The organism is Adlercreutzia muris (assembly GCF_041223505.1).
Taxonomy (GTDB): domain Bacteria; phylum Actinomycetota; class Coriobacteriia; order Coriobacteriales; family Eggerthellaceae; genus Adlercreutzia; species Adlercreutzia muris.
In genome coordinates, this window is record NZ_JBCLQK010000005.1 from 1 (window position 1) to 20,142 (window position 20,142).

Annotated in this window: 16 protein-coding genes; 15 read left to right on the plus strand and 1 reads right to left on the minus strand. The window is 65.5% G+C overall.

Annotated elements, in window-relative coordinates; translation table 11 throughout:
- Positions 1-165 precede the first annotated feature (165 nt).
- From AAK988_RS05840 to moaC, 12 genes are all read left to right on the plus strand, one after another.
- Complete coding sequence (locus AAK988_RS05840; RefSeq protein WP_369873208.1) at positions 166-1,062, plus strand: acetamidase/formamidase family protein; 897 nt, start codon at positions 166-168, stop codon at positions 1,060-1,062.
- Positions 1,063-1,228: 166 nt separating this feature from the next.
- Positions 1,229-2,167: a molybdate ABC transporter substrate-binding protein gene (gene modA / locus AAK988_RS05845; protein ID WP_369880489.1), complete on the plus strand. Its 939-nt coding sequence runs from the start codon at positions 1,229-1,231 to the stop codon at positions 2,165-2,167.
- Between the two features lie 188 nt (positions 2,168-2,355).
- On the plus strand, positions 2,356-3,849 hold the full coding sequence (gene modB / locus AAK988_RS05850) for a molybdate ABC transporter permease subunit (RefSeq protein WP_369880490.1): 1,494 nt from the start codon (positions 2,356-2,358) through the stop codon (positions 3,847-3,849).
- Complete coding sequence (locus AAK988_RS05855) at positions 3,846-4,958, plus strand: sulfate/molybdate ABC transporter ATP-binding protein (protein ID WP_369873211.1); 1,113 nt, start codon at positions 3,846-3,848, stop codon at positions 4,956-4,958. Before modB ends, AAK988_RS05855 begins: the two co-directional genes overlap by 4 nt.
- A gap of 244 nt (positions 4,959-5,202) precedes the next feature.
- A complete protein-coding gene (locus tag AAK988_RS05860) occupies positions 5,203-5,976 on the plus strand; it encodes a hypothetical protein (RefSeq protein WP_369880491.1) in 774 nt (257 codons plus the stop codon).
- 28 nt (positions 5,977-6,004) lie between these two features.
- On the plus strand, positions 6,005-8,884 hold the full coding sequence (locus tag AAK988_RS05865) for a molybdopterin-containing oxidoreductase family protein (RefSeq protein ID WP_369880492.1): 2,880 nt from the start codon (positions 6,005-6,007) through the stop codon (positions 8,882-8,884).
- Positions 8,884-9,495 (plus strand): 4Fe-4S dicluster domain-containing protein, encoded by a 612-nt coding sequence (locus AAK988_RS05870; RefSeq protein ID WP_016309134.1) that lies wholly within the window; start codon positions 8,884-8,886, stop codon positions 9,493-9,495. The genes AAK988_RS05865 and AAK988_RS05870 overlap by 1 nt, the downstream gene beginning before the upstream one ends.
- A gap of 272 nt (positions 9,496-9,767) precedes the next feature.
- Complete coding sequence (locus AAK988_RS05875) at positions 9,768-10,496, plus strand: TorD/DmsD family molecular chaperone (RefSeq protein ID WP_016309133.1); 729 nt, start codon at positions 9,768-9,770, stop codon at positions 10,494-10,496.
- 4 nt (positions 10,497-10,500) lie between these two features.
- A complete protein-coding gene (locus AAK988_RS05880) occupies positions 10,501-11,229 on the plus strand; it encodes a ferric reductase-like transmembrane domain-containing protein (protein ID WP_369880493.1) in 729 nt (242 codons plus the stop codon).
- A gap of 66 nt (positions 11,230-11,295) precedes the next feature.
- A complete protein-coding gene (locus AAK988_RS05885) occupies positions 11,296-12,861 on the plus strand; it encodes a helix-turn-helix transcriptional regulator (protein WP_369880494.1) in 1,566 nt (521 codons plus the stop codon).
- Between the two features lie 78 nt (positions 12,862-12,939).
- Positions 12,940-13,941: a GTP 3',8-cyclase MoaA gene (gene moaA / locus AAK988_RS05890; protein WP_369880495.1), complete on the plus strand. Its 1,002-nt coding sequence runs from the start codon at positions 12,940-12,942 to the stop codon at positions 13,939-13,941.
- Positions 13,942-14,439: a cyclic pyranopterin monophosphate synthase MoaC gene (moaC, locus tag AAK988_RS05895; RefSeq protein WP_369880496.1), complete on the plus strand. Its 498-nt coding sequence runs from the start codon at positions 13,942-13,944 to the stop codon at positions 14,437-14,439.
- 218 nt (positions 14,440-14,657) lie between these two features.
- Here the strand turns inward: moaC and AAK988_RS05900 are convergent, their stop codons facing one another.
- The gene (locus AAK988_RS05900) at positions 14,658-16,454 is read right to left on the minus strand and encodes an FAD-dependent oxidoreductase (protein WP_369873216.1); all 1,797 of its coding nucleotides are present in this window, start codon (positions 16,452-16,454) and stop codon (positions 14,658-14,660) included.
- A gap of 308 nt (positions 16,455-16,762) precedes the next feature.
- Here AAK988_RS05900 and AAK988_RS05905 point away from each other — a divergent pair, with 308 nt between their 5' ends.
- The 3 genes from AAK988_RS05905 (at position 16,763) to AAK988_RS05915 (ending at position 20,109) form a co-directional block, all read left to right on the plus strand.
- Positions 16,763-18,187, plus strand: a complete 1,425-nt coding sequence (locus AAK988_RS05905) for a helix-turn-helix transcriptional regulator (RefSeq protein ID WP_369873217.1) — start codon at positions 16,763-16,765, stop codon at positions 18,185-18,187.
- Between the two features lie 53 nt (positions 18,188-18,240).
- Entirely contained in the window at positions 18,241-19,041 is an 801-nt protein-coding gene (locus tag AAK988_RS05910; protein WP_028027350.1) for a YebC/PmpR family DNA-binding transcriptional regulator, read from the plus strand.
- Positions 19,042-19,308: 267 nt separating this feature from the next.
- The gene (locus AAK988_RS05915; RefSeq protein ID WP_369873218.1) at positions 19,309-20,109 is read left to right on the plus strand and encodes an SDR family NAD(P)-dependent oxidoreductase; all 801 of its coding nucleotides are present in this window, start codon (positions 19,309-19,311) and stop codon (positions 20,107-20,109) included.
- Positions 20,110-20,142 lie beyond the last annotated feature (33 nt).

Sequence of the window (20,142 nt, forward strand, 5' to 3'; positions counted from 1 at the left end):
TCGCCGAAAGTACTGCGGCGCGAGGCCGCGGGAGGACAGGTCGTTCCGCTCGCAGGGGGCGCTTTCCCATCGCCCCCCGGGCCCGGCCCTGCGAGAAGCGTTCTCCGAAATGTATTAGAATAGAGACACCGTACAAGGTGTCTTTTTTATTTTGAGGAGAAGAACATGGTTGAGCTGAGTGATGAGAAGGTACTCTACGCTTTTGACAAGACGTTGGAGCCGGCCCTGACGGTGCCGTCGGGCGAGACGGTGCGCATTCGCGCGAAGGACTGCTTCGGCAATCAGGTGCAGCGTCCCGAAGATGAGCTCGATCAGATTGACTGGGATCATATCAATCCAGCGACGGGTCCTATTTTCGTGGAGGGGGCGAAGGCCGGTGGAGCGCTGAAAGTGACCATTGACGCTATTGAGTTCGATGGGCAGAGCGCATCTTGCACAGGCAAGGACGAAGGCGTGTGTGGTGATCGCTTCGAGGCGTGGAGCACGCATCTGTGCGCCATCGATGGCGACGAGGTCGTCTGGGACGAGCGACTGCGCATTCCCCTGCGGCCCATGATCGGCGTGATCGGAGTGGCTCCGGTCGCGGGGGCGGTGAACTGCGGTACACCCGGCAGTCACGGCGGCAACATGGATAACACGGCCATCACAACGGGTGCGACCCTGTATTTCCCAGTAGCCGTGGACGGAGCGCTGTTCGGCTGTGGAGACATGCACGCGGCTATGGGCGATGGCGAGATCAGCGTGTCGGGCGCCGAGGCGGCTGGCTATGCCACGGTGACGCTAACGGCGCTTCCGGAGCTTTCGGTGCCCGATCCGCTCATCGAGAACGAGACGCATTTCGGCGTGATCGCCTCGGCGGAAACATTGGATGCCGCGGCGGATCGCGCAGTGCACGAGATGGTCGATCTGATCTGCGACCGCACCGGGGAGAAGCCCGATGAGATGGTCATGCTGCTTTCTCTTGTGGCCGACGTGCAGGTGTGCCAGATGGTGGATCCCGAGAAGACCGTGCGCTTTATGGTGCCCAAGTACGTTCTTGACGCTCTGGGCTTCGCGCTGTAGCTCCGCGATATTTTCCGATAGGGCCCGCGCCCCAAGCGAGCGCGGGCCCTATCGGAAAAAATTATCCTCATTGGCGAATAATGATGCTTGCGGTCAGCAATGGGAAGGGCTATCATGGCACCATGAATTATTCGTGCATGAGAATAATATGACCAAGGGAGGCCCCATGAGAAACATGACCCGCCGATTGTTCGCCGTTTTCACGGCAACGATGATGGTGACGGCCCTCGGGCTCGCTGGCTGCGCCGGGGAGGCGGCGCCGGAACCGGCAAAGGATGTCGAACCGACCCAGGAGCAGCCGAACGCCACGGCCACGGGCGAGGGAGAGCAGGGCTCTGCCGAGCCGGTGAAGCTTCAAATCTTCGCCGCCAACTCGCTCACTAAGGCCATGGCTGAGGCTCAGGAGCTCTATACGTCACAGCATCCGAATGTCACCTTTGCCGATACCCAGTACGAGGGGTCGGGAACTCTCGTCGAGATGATTGGGGCCGGGCAGTACGCCGACGTGCTCATCACTGCCTCGAGGGGCACTATGGACACCGCCGTCGAGGAGGGCTATGTGCAAGAGGATACAAGCCAGACGATGTTCAACAACGATCTCGTCATCGTGACCAAGAAGGGCGGCGAGCTTGCGGGCAAGGACATCACCCTGGCCGATATCGCGGCGGGTGCCTATACCCTGGCCGTGGGCGATGAGAACGTGCCGGCTGGCAACTATGCTTGCCAGGCGCTATCCACCGTGGGCGCCTACAGGGAGCCCGACGGTGCGACCGGCGCTGAGGCCACGGGCAAGGGCGGCAGCTTTTCTGATGCCCTCAAGGACAAAGTGACCCTCGGTGGCAAGGTGGGTGATGTGTGCAAGTACGCCGAGTCCGGTGAGGTGGATATCGCCATGGTGTACACCTCTGATGTGTACCGCATGGGAGGCGTGGATATCTGCTCGGTGGTGCCGGGCGATACCCACAAGCCCATCACATATCCGGGAGCCGTCTGCGCTGGCAGCAAGAACGCCGAAGCAGCCCAGGCCTTCCTCACCTGGTGCATGACCGATGAGGAGTGCGCCCAGATTTGGGAGCAATGGGGCTTTGAGCTGGCCGAGAACTAGGGAGCGTCCCTGGGCGCGGGCGCGAAAAAACGATACACTGGACGCCAGTGGAAAACGGCACACCGATGGGCGGAGACTTTCCGCCCATCTTTTCTGAGAGAGGTTCTATGGTGCAACGGTTCGCGGCGATGTTGCTCGTGCTTCTTCTCCTGGTACCGACAGGAGGGGCATGGGCGGCCGAGAGCGATATGGCCCGAGGCGCGGACGCGGCGGCCGCCTCGACGGCTGATGGGGCGCGTGGCGAGGCGGCTGGCGGAACGATTGGCTCGGCGGCCGACGCAGCGACTGTCGCGACAGGTGAAGAGGGGCCTCTTGGGGCGGCGGGCCCGATCGAGGGCGTGCCGGCATTCGCGGAAGTGGACGTGGCGGCTGACGGGGACGTGGCCCGCATGGAGGGGTGCTCTTTCGCTGTAGAGGGCTTCGAATGTTCTCGCACGGGATCGGCTCGGGATATCGAGGGGAAGAGCTACGGCTACACCTATCGCCTCAGCGGCCCCGATCGCGTGGCCGTGGTGAACACAAGGGAGTATGCGGTGCTGTTCGTCCCGCGCGAGATGGCCGAGGCCTTCTCCCTTGCCAATGACGGGGACGGGATCGAGGATCTCAAGGCGCTGCTCGCTGCGTTGGATTCCAATTTCTCCGCGGGAGTGGCCCCTCTCGCCGAACAGGACGTGTGGTACGTGTTTGCGGGGACGCCGGGGGACGGGCACGATGCGTCGCTGAGCGTCGGAGGTGTCACCTACACCTTCGGGCGCGAATTGACGGAAGGCCATTTCTACGTGACGGTGGAGGGCCCTGATGAGGCCTTCGACGTGAAGGCCGCCGTGCAGCCGGCCCAGATGGCCAGTGCGCGCCTGGTGGCCGCCGAAGAGGCGACAGTGGCCAAGGCGGCCGGGCCTCTGGAATCTCTGGGGGCGTTTCTAGCGACAATGGACTACTCGCCTCTGTGGGTGACGTTGAGGACCTGCGGCGTGGCCATCGTGCTCGTGTTCTTCCTGGGGCTGGCGGCGGCCTATTTCACCCTGCGCATCTCCCGGCGGGCCCAGAGCATCTTCGACACCATCTTCACCATTCCCATGGTGCTGCCGCCGACGGTGTGCGGCTTTCTGCTGCTCATGGCCCTGGGGCGCAATACGGCCCTCGGCCAGTTCTTCCAGGACGTGGGCTTTCCGCTTGTGTTCAGCTGGCAGGCGACGGTTATCGCGGCTGTGGTGGTGGCCTTCCCGCTCATGTACCGGAGTGCCCGGGGGGCCTTCGAGAGCCTGGACCCGAACATGTTGGACGCAGCCCGCACGCTGGGATGGTCCAACGGGCGCATCTTCATGAAGCTGATGCTGCCGCTGGCCTGGTCCTCCATCGCCTCGGGCACAGTGCTCGCCTTCGCCCGGGCTTTGGGCGAGTTCGGCTGCACGCTGTTTTTGGCCGGCAACCAGCTGGGCACGACGCGCACCATTCCCATCGCCATCTATTTCGAATGGATGAACGGAAACACCGAGGCCACGTGGTTCTGGACCATCGTGCTTTTGGTGTTCAGCTTCGCGGTCATTCTGTTCATCAATCTGTGGAGCCGGCATACGACCCGCTACCGCCAGCAGCCGCGCCCTGATGGACGCTCGCCCAAGCCGCGGCGCCAGGGCCGGCGCGGGGGCGGCCGACGGAGTGCAGAAGGAGGGGAGCGATGAGCCTATCGGTGGCTATTCGGAAGAGCTACGGCTCGTTCACGCTGGACGTGGCCTTCGAGGCGGGGGACGAGACCCTGGGCTTTCTGGGGGCGTCGGGCTGCGGCAAGAGCCTGACGCTGCGTTGCATCGCGGGCATCGAGACACCGGACGAGGGGCGCATCGTCGTGAACGATCGCGTGTTCTTCGATTCGGAGGCCCGAATCAACCTGACGCCCCAGCAGCGCAAGACGGCGCTTCTGTTCCAGAACTATATGCTGTTCCCGAACTTGACCGTGGCTGAGAACATCGGCGCGGGCATCGGGCGCGAGGTGGGGCGTGACGAGCGGGCCCGCATCATCTCCGAGGAACTTGCGCGCTTCGGCCTACGGGGCTTCGGTCAGCGCTACCCCTCCCAGCTCTCCGGTGGGCAGCAGCAGCGCGTGGCCCTGGCTCGGATGCTCGCGGCCCGGCCCGGCATTCTCATGCTGGACGAGCCCTTCAGCGCCTTGGATGCTCATTTGAAAGGCGTGCTCGAGCAGAGCCTCGTGAGCCTGTTCGAGGCCTATGGGGGCACCATCCTGTACGTGAGCCACGATATCGACGAGGCGCTGCGCTTCTGCGACCGCATTGCCGTGGTAGAGGCGGGGCGCATCATGGAGATGGGTCCCGCCGACGGTCTCGTGAACCGTCCCCAGTCGGTGGCGGGGCTGAAGCTGTCCGGCTGCAAGAACGCCACGCCGGCCGTGCTCGCAGGCGAGCACGCGGTGTTCTTGCCGCGCTGGGGCATTACGGTGGGAACTGTGGCCCCGGTGCCGGAGGGGGCCATCTGCTTGGGCGTGCGGGCCTTTGCCGTAGAGCGGGCGGAAGGTCCAGGCGAGAACTGCTACCGGGTGCGGGTGGACCGCACAAGCGATTCCCGCTTCGAGCGCACGGTGCTGCTGGGCTTTCTGGATCGGGAGGCAGGGAACGCCGAGCGGCCCGCGGCCTTCGACGACAACGAGATGAGCTACTTGCATCAGCACCTGTTCTGGCGCGTGAGCAAGCGCGAGGGGACGGTGCCGCTGCCAGAGGTGGGCGAAGAGCTGTGGGTGCGCATCCCGCCGGACAAAGTGTATCTCGTGACGCGCTAGGGTTTTGCTCTTTTCCCAGGTAGATTCTGTCACTCACTCATACTGCGTGAGAAATTTCCTCCTAATTAGCCTCAATTTCAGACAGTATGCGGGTGGTCGAGCGGCTGCCCGCATCGTTATATTGGGGCACGGTAAGCGTTGCGGCCCGGAGCGATGAAGCGCCCCTGCGGGGGACGGCATGCGACGCGGAGGAGCATGATCTACGGGGGAGGAGGATCGCATCCGAGCGGATGCGAAGTACGCCATGACTGATTATTCCGATGCGAACCCCGCGGTGCGGGAACCTGATTTCAACGGCGTGGGCGAGCAGGACGCTGCCCGGGTGTGCGACGCCTCCCTGGCAGCCGAGGATCTTCCCCCGGCAGACGAACTCACCTTCGAGGAGAAGCTCGCGGCGCTGAACCGCACGGTGATGCGGCATCCCCTGAACCGCGAGATTCTCTACAAGACGCTCGCCTTCTGCGAGACAGAGCGCCCGCTGCGCGAGGCTGAGGACTTCATCGCGGCCTTGCCCCAGTTCAATCTGGCCACGCAAAACCAATACTACCTGCTCACCTCGCTCGCGAAGGCCCACGGTTTGGAGCTGATTGAGCGCGACGAGACCGGCGAGCCCGTGACCGCGGCGCAGAAGGAGGGCCTCACCGAAGACGAGGTGGACGACCTGGTGGCCGCTATCTCCTTCAAGACCACCGAGGTGGGCGCCTACTTTGTGGAGTACAACAAGCCCTCCGCGCGCCTGGTGGATCTGCTGGGCCTGGATCCCGGCCGGGCGGACACTTACCGCGAGCTTTTGGAATACGTGGCCGCCGAGGCGCGGCCCTACCGCGACATAGAGGCATTTCTGGACGGGCGTCCCACGCTGCAGACCGTCATCGACGGGCGGCCGGAGACGATGCAGCCCTCAGTTTTCGTGGACAAGCTCGAGCGCGCAGGCGCTCTGGTTTGGAAAGACGGTTGGACGTTGACCGAGGAGGGAAGGGAGTTTCTGGAAGAACTAAAGGTAGACGGACAAGCATAGCAAGCAACGTAAGAGGAGAGGAAATTCTATGTCAAAGACCAGCTTGACACGGCGCAGCTTCGTCAAGGTGTCCGCGCTGGCGGGCGCGGCGGCGGCTGTGGGCGCCTCCATGGCCGGCTGCATGCAGGACGCGGCCCCCGAGGAGGGGCTCGCCGGCACCGGCGATGTGGTATCGAGCACCGAGGGGCTCACGCGCGTTCGCACGAGCTGCCACGGCTGCATTCAGATGTGCCCGGCCATCGCCTACATGAAGGACGGCGTGGTGGTGAAGCTCGAGGGCGATCCCGAGGCCCCGGTCTCGCGCGGCTCGCTCTGCATCAAGGGCCTGAACCAGCTGCACACCATGTACAGCCCCCGCCGCATCCTGCACCCGCTGCGCCGAGCCGGCGAGCGCGGCGAGAACAAATGGGAGGTCATCTCTTGGGACGAGGCCATCACCGAGGCGGCCACCCATATCAAGGAGGCCATCGACCAGTACGGCAACTACGCCTTCTTCGCCAGCGTGGGCGGCGGCGGGTCCTACTCGTTCATGGAGGCCATGACGCTGCCCATGGCCTTCGGCAGCCCCACGGTGTTCGAGCCGGGCTGCGCCCAGTGCTACCTGCCCCGCTGGTCCATGTCGAAGCTCTTCTACGGCGGCGACGACCAGTCCATTGCCGACAACGCCGTGCAGGAGATCTTCAAGGTAACTGACAACAAGACCGAGGTCGTCGTCATCTGGGGCGCCCAGCCCTCGGTGTCCGAGACGGCCGAGTCGGGCCGCGGCATGGCGGAGCTGCGCGCCGCCGGCGTGAAGACCGTGGTCGTGGACCCGAACTTCTCGCCCGACGCCGTGAAGGCCGACGTGTGGCTGCCCGTGCGTCCCGGCACCGATACGAAGCTGCTGCTCTCGTGGTTCCGCTACATCTTCGAGAACAAGCTCTACGACGAGGAGTTCACGAAGTACTGGACGAACCTGCCCTTCCTCATCGACCCCGATACCAAGCTGCCGGTGAAGGCCCAGGAGCTGTTCCCCGACTTCCAGCAGACTACGCCCGAGAACACCCCGGCCTATGTGTGCTTCGATCTGAAGACGAACGCCGTGGCTCCCTTCGAGTACTCCGCTCCGGCCGACGCGACGGTGGATCCGGAGGTCTTCTGGGCCGGCGAGTTCAACGGCAAGCAGTACAAGACGGCCGGCCAGATCTACAAGGAGGAGGCCGAGCCCTGGACGCTCGAGAAGACCGCCGAGGAGTGCTGGCTCCAGGCTGACAAGATCGAGGCGGCCATCAAGCTGTACGTGGAGAACAACGGCGGCATCGCCAACGGCGTGGCCTCCGACATGACCGAGTCGGCCTCCCAGGTGCCGCTGGGCTGCATGGGCCTGGACTCCATCATGGGCCGCATCAACAAGCCCGGCGTCACCATGACCAAGAAGGCCTCCGGTGTGTTCGGCCCCACCGGCGAGGTTGCCGCGCCGACGCGCCCGCTCACCTACAACAACGGCTTCGACGGCATGTTCTCCGATATGTACGGCGTGGGCGCGGTCATCGGCATGTCCGACGCCGAGAACGAGGCGCGCATCAAGGAGCTGGGCAAGGTCATGCCCGATTCCCAGAAGACCCTGAACAAGCTGCTGCAGGACCGCCTGGGCATGAAGGACCACAAGGGCCTCTACGCCTGGTGCCACTCCCACATTCCCACGGTGCGCAACGCCATCGCCACCGGCGAGCCCTACAAGCCCCGCGTGTGGTTCGACATGTCCGGCAACAAGCTGGCCATGCTCGGCAACGCGAAGTCCTGGTACGAGGTGTTCCCCGAGGTGGATTACATCATCGGCCAGTACCCGCACCTCACCTCCTTCCACATCGAGGCGTGCGATTTGGTCTTCCCGCTGCGCGAGTGGCTGGAGGAGCCCATGGTGAACATGAGCCAGCTGGATACCCAGTGGCTGCAGAACGAGTGCGTGCACATCGGCGAGACCGTGTCCCACTCCATCCCGGCCGCCCAGGTGGTGGAGAAGTGCCGCGAGCTGTGGGGCGGCCACATTCCCGGCGGCCTGGAGCTCGGCGAGGGCACGGCCTACCTGGGCAGCCCCACCGAGGCCGCCGTCAAGCAGGGCGTGGCCGACACGCTCGGCGCCCCCGACTGGGAGACGCTGCAGGCCAATGTGGACGAGTACGTGCCGCACGTCACCCCCGACTACTGGAAGTACAACCAGCATGAGGAGATCGCCGACGACGGGCTGCCCGCGGGCTTCGGCACCGAGTCGCGCAAGGTGGAGACCTACTGCCAGATCCTGCTGAAGCTGGCGCGCAACGGGTATCCGTTCTGCTATCCCGAGCCCCAGGAGGCCTGCGAGGACTACAGCCCCATCTGCGTGCCCATCGAGCCGGTGGAGAGCCCGTACGAGGGCATGCCGGGCTACGACGCCGAGTACCCCTTCGTGCTGACGAGCGGACGCGTGCCCTACTTCCACCACGGCACCATGCGCCATGCGCCGTTCAGTCGCGAGCTGTTCCCCTGCGCCGAGATCCGCATCAACCCGGCCAGCGCCAAGGAGCTGGGCATCGAGCACATGGATTGGGTGAAGGTGACGAGCCGCCGCGGCGAGGTGCACGCCCGTGCCTACCTGACCGAGGGCGTCCACCCCAAGACCGTGTGGATGGAGCGCTTCTGGAACCCCGAGTGCTACGACGCCTCCCAGACCAACCCCACCGGCGGCTGGCGCGAGTGCAACGTGAACGTGCTCACCAAGAACGACGCCCCCTTCAACGAGGTCTACGGCTCCTATACCAACCGCGGCTTCACGGTGAAGATCGAGAAGTCCACCCGCCCGGAGAACATCTGGGTGGAGGCCGAGGAGTTCGAGCCCTTCATGCCGACCGCCGAAATGCTCGCTGAAGCCCAGACGAAGGATGTGTTCTAATGAAAAATACGCTTGTCATCGATTTGGACCGCTGCTCGGGCTGCGACTCCTGCGTGGCCGCCTGCAAGCACGAGAATCAGATGGGCCTGGGCGTGGTGCGCAACCACGTGTCCGCCGTGGGGCCTGTGGGTACCTTCCCGGACATCGAGATGTACTGGCTGCCCATGCAGTGCCAGCAGTGCGAGAACCCCGGCTGCATCGAGGTGTGCCCCACCGGCGCCTCCTACCGCGACGAGGAGACCGGCGTGGTGCTCGTGAACACCGAGGACTGCATCGGCTGCGAGAGCTGCCTCAAGGGCTGCCCCTACGGCGTGCGCCACATGGACCCGAAGACCAATACCATCGAGAAGTGCACGCTGTGCTATCAGCGTCGCAACGACGAGAACTGGGAGCCGGCCTGCGTTCACAACTGCTGCTGCGGCGCCCGCGTCTTCGGCGATTTGGACGACCCGGAGAGCGCGGCCTCCAAGGCCGTTGCCGCCGCCGGCGAGAATGCCCACTACCTGTGGGATCCCGCGAGCCTTTCCCCCACGACGGTCTACATCCTCTCGGAGAAGACCGCCAAGTGGCAGGATGAGCCCGTGGAGGTCACCCGCTACGAGAAGCAGTAGCCCGCCTACCGCGCGAGGGGTGCGCCGCGCCCAGCCTGCGGGCGCCCCTCACTTTCCCAGGCTTCCCGGCCGCCGCTCCCTCCCGACCCGGCGGCCGGGGCCCCTCGGGGCGCGGACAGGCGCCGCAGCCGCGATCTGCAGCCCTCTGTGCAGGGCAAAGACGCCGCCCTTGATCGCCCTTGCGCGTCTCGGGCGCAGCCGGGCCGGGCGAGGACGGCGTCTTTGCGCTACAGCTATAATGGGAGCAACCGACGACGTGAGGAGAGGGACCGATGGAGGAGCAGTTGAGGGACGGGCAGGCGCCCGATGCCGATATCACCGAGGAGATGATCGCGGCCTGCCGGGGGCGGGCTGCCTTCTACGATATGCTGGCGGCCATCTACTTCCGCCCGCTTTCCGCCGAGCAGATCGAGAACATCGCCGAGACCGACTGGTCGGAGTACGCCGATGTGAACGAGCTGTTCGCCGATGGGCTGAACGACATGAGCCGTTACCTGCGCAAGCGCAATTCCGGCACCCGCCAGGAGCTGGCCGTGGACTTCACGAGCGCGTTCGCCGGCACCTCGTCGTGGAAGGGCCGCTACGCGGTGCCCTACGAGAGCGTGCACACGAGCGACGAGGGGCTCATGTTCCAGGACGCCTACCACGAGGTGTTCCAGCTGTACAAGGCCAACCACGTGGCCAAGGCCGAGGGCTACGACTTCCCCCACGACCATCTGTCGTTCATGTGCGAGTTCCTCGTGGTCGTCTCCGACCGCATCGCGGCGGCGCTTAAGGCCGGCGACGATGCCGAGGCCCTGCGCCAGGTGCGCCTCTCCCGGGCGTTTCTGGCCGACCACATCCTGTCGTGGTTCGACAGGTTCCAGGAGCTGGCCCTGCTGCTTCTGGAGACGCGCTTCTACCGCGGGGTGCTGAAGGTGTCCAAGGGCTTCTTCCAGGAGGACGCCGCCCTTCTGGACTCCATGGCCGTGGAGCTCGAGCAGCGTCTGGGAGAAAGGTAGTACCATGGATTTCGCCCTCATTCTTGCCGCGTCGGTGGCAGCGTGCTTCGCGCTGCGCAACCCCCTGAAGGCCTGCCCGCTGGCCTTCTATCTGGCGGCCATCGCTATGGACGTGCTGTACGTGTACGGCGTGTTCTTCGGGCTGCCGCGTGCGGTATGGAGCCCGCTGTTCGTGCTCGTGCAGAAGTGCGAGCTGGCACTCGCGCTGTTCACCGTGGTCATGTTCATCGGCTGCCTGTCCCGGGAGGGGCGCGCCTACAGGTGGCTCAAGCCGGTGCGCAGCGAGCTGTCCATCGTGGCGTGGTTCCTCTCGCTCGGGCACATGGCGGTGTACCTGGAAAGCTATCTGCCGCGCCTTCTGGGCTCCGGTGCGGTGAGTGGCAACGTGGTGGCCTCCTTCGCCCTGGCTGTGGTGCTGCTCGTCTTGCTCGTGGTACTCGGCGTGACGTCGTTCGCCTTCGTGAAGAAGCGCATGCGCACTGACACGTGGAAGCGGGTGCAGAAGCTGGCCTACCCCTTCTTCGCCCTCGTGTACGTGCACCTGCTGCTGATGCTCCTGCCCTCGGCCCTGCACGGCGGCGCGGCCTCCTCGGCATCGGTGGCGGTGTACTCGGTGGTGTTCGTCGCCTACGGGCTTACCCGCGTGGGGCGGGCTCTCGTCGACCGGCGTGAGGAGGCTGCGTCCGTTCGATCTGCGGCCGCCTTCTCTGACGAGTTGGATGTGGTATCGTAGCCGGACGACAATGACGGGAAGCGCTCCGCGATGTGCGGAGCGCTTCCCCCGTTGAGGGGGAGGGACATGACCGCGACGCGGACGTTTCTGGCGAAGCTCGTGAAGGCGTGGCCGGCGCTGCCGTACCTGTCGCTGGGCGCGTGGCTCGCATCCATCTGCATTGCCAGCTCGGGGACGGCGTGGCTGTCGGACACTGAGGTGGACGGGGCGAACCTGTCATCGCTGTACATCTACGCCTCGCTGGCGGCGGGGGTGGTTCTTCTGGCTGCCACGTTCGCGGCTCCCCGGGTACGGGAGGCGCTTCGCCGGCCACGGACGGCGATTGCGGCCGGCGTGCTGGCTGCGGCGGGCAACGCCCTCGTCATCGCCATCGGCCCCTACTATCTGACGGCGTACCTCCCGGCGGAGGCTATCTATGCGCTCTTCCGCGTCGGGGGATTCTGCCTCGGCGCGGGTCTGGGCGTCATCGCCCTGCGCTGCGCCCAGCTCTACGGCGCGTTACCGCCGCGCCAGGTGATTGCCTACGTTGCTTTCTCCCAGGTGCTCGTGGCCTGCGCCTTCTTCGTCGTCGTAGGGTCGCCTTCCTGGGGGCCGGTGTCGGGAGGCCCGGCCTTGGCCGGCATCGTGGCCTTTGTGGGGCTGCCCTTGTTGGCAGGCTGCATGGCCTCGCTTTCCCGCTACAGCGATGAGACTGTTCCCGTAAGCGGCCGCGTTGTCACGCGGTCTGCGCTCCCGCGGTCGTTCTGGAAGCTTCTGGCCGTGGTGTTCGTGTTCTCGTGCATCGTGTCGTCGGTGTACGCATCGGTGGTGGCCGTGTCTCCCATCGGCACCACGCTGAACGGATCGCGCCTCGTCATGGTGGTGCGGATGCTCTTGGCCGCGGCCCTGGCATGCGTGGCCGTCGGCACCGAAGGCGATAAGCTCAACTTCGGCAAGGCCTATTCCATCGTGATGGTGGCCTCGGTGGCGCTCGTGGCCTGCCTGCCGCTCGTGTCGGTGCTGCACACGGTGCTCGCCCAGGTTGTGTCGCTGGCGAGTGTGGTATTCGAGCTGTTTTTGTGGTGCACGCTCGCCTTCATCGTGTATCAGCGGCGCATCTCCGCAGTGATCGTGTTCGGCTACGGCTACGGGGCCTATCTGCTCGGCAGCGGTTTGGGGTGGCTGTTCGGCGTGCAGGCGCTCGGCTCCCTGTTCGGGGCCATCGGCGAGTCATTCGCCTACATGATCATGGCGCTCGTGGTGCTCGCCTGTGCCTTCATCATCTTCTCGGAACGCGAGTTCGACCGGCTGTTCGCCCCGGCCGAGGAGGGCGCGCCCTCGCTCGGCGACTTGTTGCGTCAGGATCTGGCCGCCGGCGACGAGACCGACGGCTCTGCGGAGGGCGAGCCGGTGCGCAAGGGGCGCTTCGGCGTGGCCATCGACCAGCTGGCGACAGCCTACCAACTCTCGCCCCGCGAGACCGATGTGCTGCGCTGCCTGGCCATGGGCTACAACTCCTCCACCACCGCCAGCAAGCTCTCCATCTCGTGGAACACCGTGCGCACCCATACCCGCAACATCTACGGGAAGCTGGGGGTGCACTCCCATCAGGAGCTGATCCGCCTCGTGGACGAGGCGACGGCGGGGGAGTAGCGGCGCGGCCCGTCGGCGCTTGGCGGTTTATTCGCGCTTGTGTATAATGGCTTCCGAGAGACGAAGCAAGGGGGAGCCTTGAAAGATTCGCATGGGCGCGTGATCGATTATCTGCGCATCTCGCTGACGGATCGGTGCAATTTCCGCTGCGTGTACTGCATGCCCGCCGACGGCGTGTGCTCCATGGGCCACGACGAGATCCTGCGTATCGAGGAGATCGAGCGCTTGGTGCGGGTGGCCGCCGGCCTCGGCATCAGGAGCGTGCGCCTCACGGGCGGCGAGCCGCTCGTGCGCAAGGGCGTGGTCGATCTGGTGGACGCCATCACCGATATCCCCGGAATCGAGAACGTGTCCATGACCACTAACGGGGTGCTCCTACCGGCCATGATCGACGATTTGCGGGCCGCGGGCCTGTCGCGGGTGAACATCTCCCTGGACACGCTGGATCCCGACCAGTTCCGCACCATCACTCGGGTGGGACGGCTTGAGGATACGCTCGCCGGCATCGATGCCGCGCTCGCGGCCGGGCTCAACCCTGTGAAGGTGAACGCCGTGGCCGTGCGCAGCCTCGAACAGGACTTCCTCGCCTTCGCCAAGCTGTCCATCGACCGGCCCCTCCATGTGCGCTTCATCGAGTACATGCCCGTGGGAGACACGAGCGAGGATGCCGGGACCGGGTGGGGGAAGGGCGACGTCATTCCCTCTGAGGAGCTGTTCCAGGCCATCAACCGCCGGGCCGTGGCGGCGGGGCTGCCCTCGCTGCGGGCCGCCGGGGCCGCCAAGCCCCTTGGCTGGGGGCCGGCCCGCTACTTCGAGTTTCCCGGAGCCCGAGGCAGCGTGGGGTTCATCAGCCCCCTGTCGCGCCACTTCTGCAGCGAGTGCAACCGCCTGCGGGTGACTGCCGATGGCAAGGTGCGCCCCTGCCTGTTCTCCGATACGGAGTACGATGTGCGGGCCGCCCTGCGGGCCGGCGACGACGGGGCCGTGCGCGCCGTGCTTCTGCGCGCCCTGGGCGCCAAGCCCGACGAGCACCACGACAAGGTGGGCACTGACCGCAAGATGAGTCAAATAGGAGGATAAATGAGCGAGCTGACCCATATCGACGAGAACGGTGATGTGCGGATGGTGGACGTCTCGCAGAAGGCCGACACCGAGCGCGTGGCCGTGGCCGAGGGCTTCATCTCCATGAAGCCGGAAACGCTGGCGCTCATTGTGGAGGGCAGGGCGGCTAAGGGCGATGTACTGGCCTGCGCGCGCGTAGCCGGGGTGATGGCCGCGAAGAAGACGAGCGATCTCATCCCCATGTGCCATCCGCTGAACATCACGAAGGCCAAGGTGGAGTGCGCGCCGGTGCGCGAGGGCGAGCGCGCCGACGGCCGTGTGGGCATTCACGTGACGTGCACCTGCGGCGTGACCGGCAAGACCGGCATCGAGATGGAGGCGCTGACGGCTGCTTCCGTGGCCTGCCTCACTGTGTACGACATGTGCAAGGCGGTGGATCGCGGTATGGAGATCAGCGAGGTGCGCCTGCTGAAGAAGGACGGCGGCAAGACGGGCCTGTGGCTGCGGGAGGAGTAGGAGCACCAGATTCGCCGCATGCAACGAAGGCGACGATGCCCGGCCGGGAGCCGGGCATTCTTTTCGCAGACGAAAAGCCCCCGGCCGGGGAGGGAGCGGCCGGGGGCTTTATTGATGATCTGCGGCAGCCGGGAGGGAGAAGGCCCCGCAGCGGGAATGGCGTTTCAGATGGGTCGGAGCGCGGCCGATGTCGGCGGCGCTCCGACCTGCTGACATTACTAGCCGAGGAACTTCGCCACGGACTTGCCGCACTCGCGGCCGAGCACCAGCGCGAAAGCGAGCGAGCAGCCGGGAATGGGGGTCACGTATTCGGTGCCGAAGCGGCGGCCGCAGTCGTTGCCCGACACATACAGGCCGGGGATGGGCTCGTAGTTGGCGTCCAGCGCGTTCTGTTCGCCGTCGGTGATGATGCCGCCCATGGTGACCATGGTCTCGCCGAGCACCGGGTCGAAGGTGCAGGCGTAGAAGGGGCCGTCCTTCACCGGGAAGAGCACTTCCTTCGCACGGCCAAACTCCTCGTCCACGCCAGCGTCGCAGTAGCCGTTCCAACGCTCCATCTGAGCGACGAACTCGGTGACGGCGTCGCCAGAAAGGCCCATCTGGGACGCGAGGCCCTCGAGGGTGTCGTCGGCGATCCACTCCACTTGGGTCATGGGGCCGTGGCCGCCCGGGCCTTCTTCCTCGGTCTGCTCGGGCTCTTCGTAGGTGCCCTTGAACTTGGCATAGGCGGTGTCCAGGGACTCGCGCAGGGAGGAGATGTTCTCCTCGTTGGCGGTAAAGCCGGCGTGCTGGGGCAGGGTGTACTGGCGGTAGTCGGTGAAGTTGTTGTCCACCACGGCGTACTTGGTCTTGCGGCTCATGAACACCGTCTGATAGCCGCGCTGCTCGCTGGTAGGATAGTACTCGTTGGCGAAGCGCTTACCAGACTCATCGATCCATACGGCCTGGGGCAGGCAGTTCATCTTGCCGGGCACAGCCAGGCCCTTCATGTTCATGCCGGCCACCGGGGTCGTCTCCAGGTGCGCGCCGGCCCAGTAGGCCATCTGCACGCCGCGGCCGTCGTTGGCCGACATGGAGGTCAGCGCGTCGTTGCCGGCAAGGGCCTGGGCCATGTCGGGCATGAAGTAGGCCATCATCTCGGGACTGCCGCCCATGCCGCCGCAGGCGATGACGACGGCCTTGCTGTTCACCTTGATGTAGCCGCTGTCGTCCTTCGCCACGAGGCCCGCGACCGCGCCGTTCTCCATGATGACGTACTCGGCGGTAGTGCCAAAGTGGAACTCGGCGCCTTTGTCCTCGGCAGCGGCCTTGTTGGAAAGGATGATCTTGGTCTGGTTGCACTCCTGGCCGTAGAACGAGCAGACGCTGGCCCAGAACTTGATGCCGGAAAGCTCGCTCATCTGATGCTCGGTGGGCGGGAAGAACGCCGTGGTCATGGATGCGAAGTCATCGTCGGTCAGCTGATCGAGGTACCAGTTGGAGTTGGCCTCGGAGTTCTGGGCAAACTTCATGACCAAAGACGGGTTCGGCATATTCGAGGTGATCTTCATGAAGTTCTGGTAGAACTCCACCGGATCGATGTGCGGCACGCCGCGCTCCTTCAAGATAGCTGCGTTCAGCGAAGCGAACTCGTTGCCCACGGCGGCGAAGCTGTCCTCGGGCTGCTTTTCGATCATGACGACCTTCTTGCCCTGCTCGGCCAGCTCGCGGCATGCGCACATGCCGGCGTAGCCCATGCCCGCGACGACAACGTCGCAGTCGATTTCGGTGGCGAACTCGGTCACCTCGGCCGGGGGCGTCATCCAGCTGGTATCGGTGACGTTATGGATGTGCACATCGCTCGCGCCGGCTCCCTGGGCTGCCGGGTCAGTGCCGGCGGCATCGGTTGCGCTCGCGTTGCCGTTGGCGGCAGGCGCACAGCCGGCCAGGCCCGCCACGCCGGCCGCCGCGGCGGCCATGGCGCCCATGCCGATGAACGAGCGACGGGACATGCCCTTCAGGTTCTCCTTGCTCATTTCCCTTGTCCTCCCTTAGGTATCGGGGATGTTGCCTCGCGGCGCCTCTTGCCCCGCGATGGCCCCATGGTGGCATGGCGTCGGGGGCGCGAGAAATCGTTGAATCGGGGTATTTGGGGGGAAGCGGCTCTCGCGGAATTGGGGTAGATACAACTAAACACCAGGTCACAATTGATTTTGAAAAGATAGCGGAACGGTTACGTCCCCTATCGGAAACTTTGGGTATACTAGGCAGCGATCTGCTGCGACGTGAACCGGGGAGGGTTGTGCCGTTGCATCTCAGCTCGTCATTCAAATTGGAAACGCTCATGCTGGCGGCCTTCTTGGTCACCCTGCCCATATACGCGCCGAACCACCTGCTCTTCGAAGCGGGGGTCTACGATGCGGGCGCCTATATGGCCCCTTTCGCCAACACGCTGCTCGGCGGCTCTGTCGCGGGTGGTATGCTGGCCGCATGGCTCTCCTCCCGAGAGGGCGGCCGTGCGCGGCTGCTCGGAAGCCGGTGGGTGTATGCGGGGGCGGCGTGCTATCTTGCCGGCTACGGGCTGTTCATTCTGGCGGCTGCCGTTCCCGGTTTCGCGGCGTCGGGCCTGGCCGTGGCCGCTGGTGCGCTCCTTGCCGCGGGCACGGTGGAGCTTGCCGTGGCGTGGGGCGCCTACATGGCCCAGTACGATTTGCGTCAGGCGCTTCTATGGGTGGCGGTTATGGTGGGACTTTCGTCCCTTCTGGAGATGCTGCTAGCCTCGGTGACGTTTGCCGTGGGTCTGCTCGTGTTCTGTGTGCTGCTGCCCCTCAGCTGCTTTCTGCCCTGTTGGAAGGCGCGCCGAGGCGAATTGGGGGCGTCCCGCGGGGCCGTCGGGGAGGCGGCTGGCTGCAGCCTGGTTCGTGGATTCGCCATCATGGTCCGCCTTCTGGCCATGCCCTTTGCGGGGCTCATGGTGTTCGCCTTCCTCATGGGCGCGCGCAAGTTCATCTTGTTCGACGTGGTGCACATGGAGGTGCTCGGCTGCGTGCTGGGGGCGCTGGTGGTGGTGCCATTGTGCTTCGTGCGCTCGTCGCGGCCGCTTCTGCCCGTCATCTACCGGCTCGTGCTGCCGGCCTTCGCGCTGGCGCTCGTCTTTCTAAACAGCTTTCCCGCGGGCACGCCGCCTCTGTGGTTCGCGGCGTGGCTGACCTATGTGTTCTTTGGCATGCTTGCTATTCTGGCTCTGGCGAGCCTGGCGGCCCTTGCCCATGGGGGCGAGCTGCCCTGCGGTTTCGTCTACGGCGTGGCTGTGGCCGGCTTCGCCCTGTGCTCCATCGCCGGCGTGGCGGCGGCGTGGCTGCCTCCCTTCCAGGAGCAGGGCGGAGGTCCGGCGCTTCTGGTGGTGAGCACGCTGTTCTTCGTGGCGCTTATCGGCGATGCGCTGGCGGCGCTGTGGCGTGCATCGCGGGGTGCGACCTCGCATGACGCGGGGGAGGGAGAAGCCGACGACCTGCCCGGCCGCCCGCCCGCGCCAGTGCCGGCTGCGCGCGACGTGGCCGCCCGCTGCGCGCTGCTGGCCGATGGGGCGGCGCTCACCCCGCGCGAGCGGGAGATTCTGGGGTATCTGGGCCGCGGCCACGGCATCGCGTTCATTGCGGGAACGCTCGTCATCTCCGAGAGCACGGTGCGCACCCACGTGAAGGCTATCTACCGCAAGGTCGGCGTGAGCTCCCGCGAGGAGCTGCTGGAGCGGGTGGACGAGGGGTAGGAGCTGTGATACCATGAACCGCTGTTGTATTCGTGTTTTGAAGGGACGTATCCATGTCAGGGCATTCTAAGTGGGCAACCACCAAACATCGCAAGGCCGCGCAGGACGCTAAGCGCTCGGCTCTGTTCTCCAAGCTGGCTCGCAACATCACCGTGGCTGCCAAGGAGGGGGGCGACCCGAACCCCGACAACAACGCGTCGCTGGCCGCTGCCATCGAGAAGGCCAAGGGCTATTCCATGCCCAAGGACAAGATCAAGACCGCCATCGACAAGGCCTTCGGCTCCGGCAAGGACGCCGCCAGCTACGAGACCGTGGTCTACGAGGGCTACGGCCCGGCCGGCGTGGCCGTGCTCTGCGAGGCCCTGACCGATAACCGCAACCGCACCGCTGCCGACGTGCGCGCGGCGTTCTCCCATTCCGGCGGCAACCTGGGCACCTCGGGTTCGGTGGCGTTCCAGTTCGACCGCAAGGGCCAGATCATCGTGTCCAAGGAAGTGGAGACCGGCGACAAGAAGAACCCGGTGGGCCCCAACGGCGCTGCGGCCGACGAGGAGGAGTTCATGCTGGCCGTGGCCGAGGCCGGCGGCGACGACTACGAGGACGCCGACGAGGAGTGGATCGTCTACACCGCGCCGAGCGACCTCATGGCCGTGGTGAAGGAGCTGGAGGCCCAGGGCATCCAGGTGAAGGGCGCCGAGATGACCATGATCGCCGGCACTCCCACCGAGGTGAGCGTGGCCGACGCGAAGAAGGTCATGCGTCTCATCGACAAGCTAGAAGAACTGGAGGATCTGCAGGCGGTGTACCACACCATGGACATCACCGACGAGATCGCCGAGGCGCTCGACGAGTAATCGCGCAGCCTCGCATAGCGTGCACCTGCAAGGGGCGCCGAGCTCAGGCTCGGCGCCCCTTTTTGACGTGCGGGCGGTGGCGGCGCCTCTTCTCATGGGGGGCTGTCAGGGGCAGCTCCCTCGTCGTGGTGCCTTTCGGGGACGCAGACGCCCCGTGCAACATTCCGGAAACATCGGGGCGGGGAAATCTGGTAGGGTAAAGGCACGTAAACGCGCGGGAGACATGCTGCCAGGTGCGGTGCCCCGCCATTCGACAAGGGAGGCTCCATGGGTTTTCTCGAAGGTAAGACCGCCATCATCACCGGCGCCGGCTTCGCGGCACTGAAGGACGGGTCCGCCGGCTCCATCGGCTACGGCATCGCCACGGCCTATGCCAAGGAGGGCGCGAACCTGGTCATCACCGGCCGCAACGTGCAGAAGCTGGAGACGGCCAAGGAGAAGCTGGAGGCCGAGTTCGGCATCCAGGTGCTCTGCGTGGCCGCCGACGTGAACGCGGGCGCCGACAACGCGGCCGTGGTGCAGAACGTGGTGGATTTGGCCATCGAGAAGTTCGGCCGCATCGACGTGCTGGTGAACAACGCTCAGGCCTCCGCCTCCGGCGTTACCCTGGCCGACCACACCACCGACCAGTTCGACTTGGCCATCTACTCGGGTTTGTACGCCACTTTCTACTACATGCAGGCGTGCTACCCGCACTTGAAGGAGACGAAGGGCTCGGTCATCAACTTTGCTTCCGGCGCGGGGCTGTTCGGCAACTACGGCCAGTGCGCCTACGCGGCGGCCAAGGAGGGCATCCGCGGGCTTACGCGCGTGGCCGCCACCGAGTGGGGCCCCGACGGCATCAACGTGAACGTGGTGTGCCCGCTGGCCTGGACCGCCGCTCTGGAGAACTTCCAGGAGGCCTACCCCGACGCCTTCGAGGCCAACGTGCACATGCCTCCCATGGGCCACTACGGCAACGTGGAGACCGAGATCGGGCGCGTGGTGGTGCAGCTGGCGAACCCCGACTTCAAGTTCATGAGCGGCGAGACCCTCACCCTGGAAGGCGGCATGGGCCTGCGCCCGTAGGTGCCCGCGGGAAACTCGCAGCAGCGAACCGGC

Bases quoted from the DNA above. Each gene is read 5' to 3' on its own strand.
- AAK988_RS05840 (WP_369873208.1), top strand. From the start codon at position 166: ATGGTTGAGCTGAGTGATGAGAAGGTACTCTACGCTTTTGACAAGACG.
- modA (WP_369880489.1), top strand. From the start codon at position 1,229: ATGAGAAACATGACCCGCCGATTGTTCGCCGTTTTCACGGCAACGATG.
- modB (WP_369880490.1), top strand. From the start codon at position 2,356: ATGGCCCGAGGCGCGGACGCGGCGGCCGCCTCGACGGCTGATGGGGCG.
- AAK988_RS05855 (WP_369873211.1), top strand. From the start codon at position 3,846: ATGAGCCTATCGGTGGCTATTCGGAAGAGCTACGGCTCGTTCACGCTG.
- AAK988_RS05860 (WP_369880491.1), top strand. From the start codon at position 5,203: ATGACTGATTATTCCGATGCGAACCCCGCGGTGCGGGAACCTGATTTC.
- AAK988_RS05865 (WP_369880492.1), top strand. From the start codon at position 6,005: ATGTCAAAGACCAGCTTGACACGGCGCAGCTTCGTCAAGGTGTCCGCG.
- AAK988_RS05870 (WP_016309134.1), top strand. From the start codon at position 8,884: ATGAAAAATACGCTTGTCATCGATTTGGACCGCTGCTCGGGCTGCGAC.
- AAK988_RS05875 (WP_016309133.1), top strand. From the start codon at position 9,768: ATGGAGGAGCAGTTGAGGGACGGGCAGGCGCCCGATGCCGATATCACC.
- AAK988_RS05880 (WP_369880493.1), top strand. From the start codon at position 10,501: ATGGATTTCGCCCTCATTCTTGCCGCGTCGGTGGCAGCGTGCTTCGCG.
- AAK988_RS05885 (WP_369880494.1), top strand. From the start codon at position 11,296: ATGACCGCGACGCGGACGTTTCTGGCGAAGCTCGTGAAGGCGTGGCCG.
- moaC (WP_369880496.1), top strand. From the start codon at position 13,942: ATGAGCGAGCTGACCCATATCGACGAGAACGGTGATGTGCGGATGGTG.
- AAK988_RS05900 (WP_369873216.1), bottom strand. From the start codon at position 16,454: ATGAGCAAGGAGAACCTGAAGGGCATGTCCCGTCGCTCGTTCATCGGC.
- AAK988_RS05905 (WP_369873217.1), top strand. From the start codon at position 16,763: ATGCTGGCGGCCTTCTTGGTCACCCTGCCCATATACGCGCCGAACCAC.
- AAK988_RS05910 (WP_028027350.1), top strand. From the start codon at position 18,241: ATGTCAGGGCATTCTAAGTGGGCAACCACCAAACATCGCAAGGCCGCG.
- AAK988_RS05915 (WP_369873218.1), top strand. From the start codon at position 19,309: ATGGGTTTTCTCGAAGGTAAGACCGCCATCATCACCGGCGCCGGCTTC.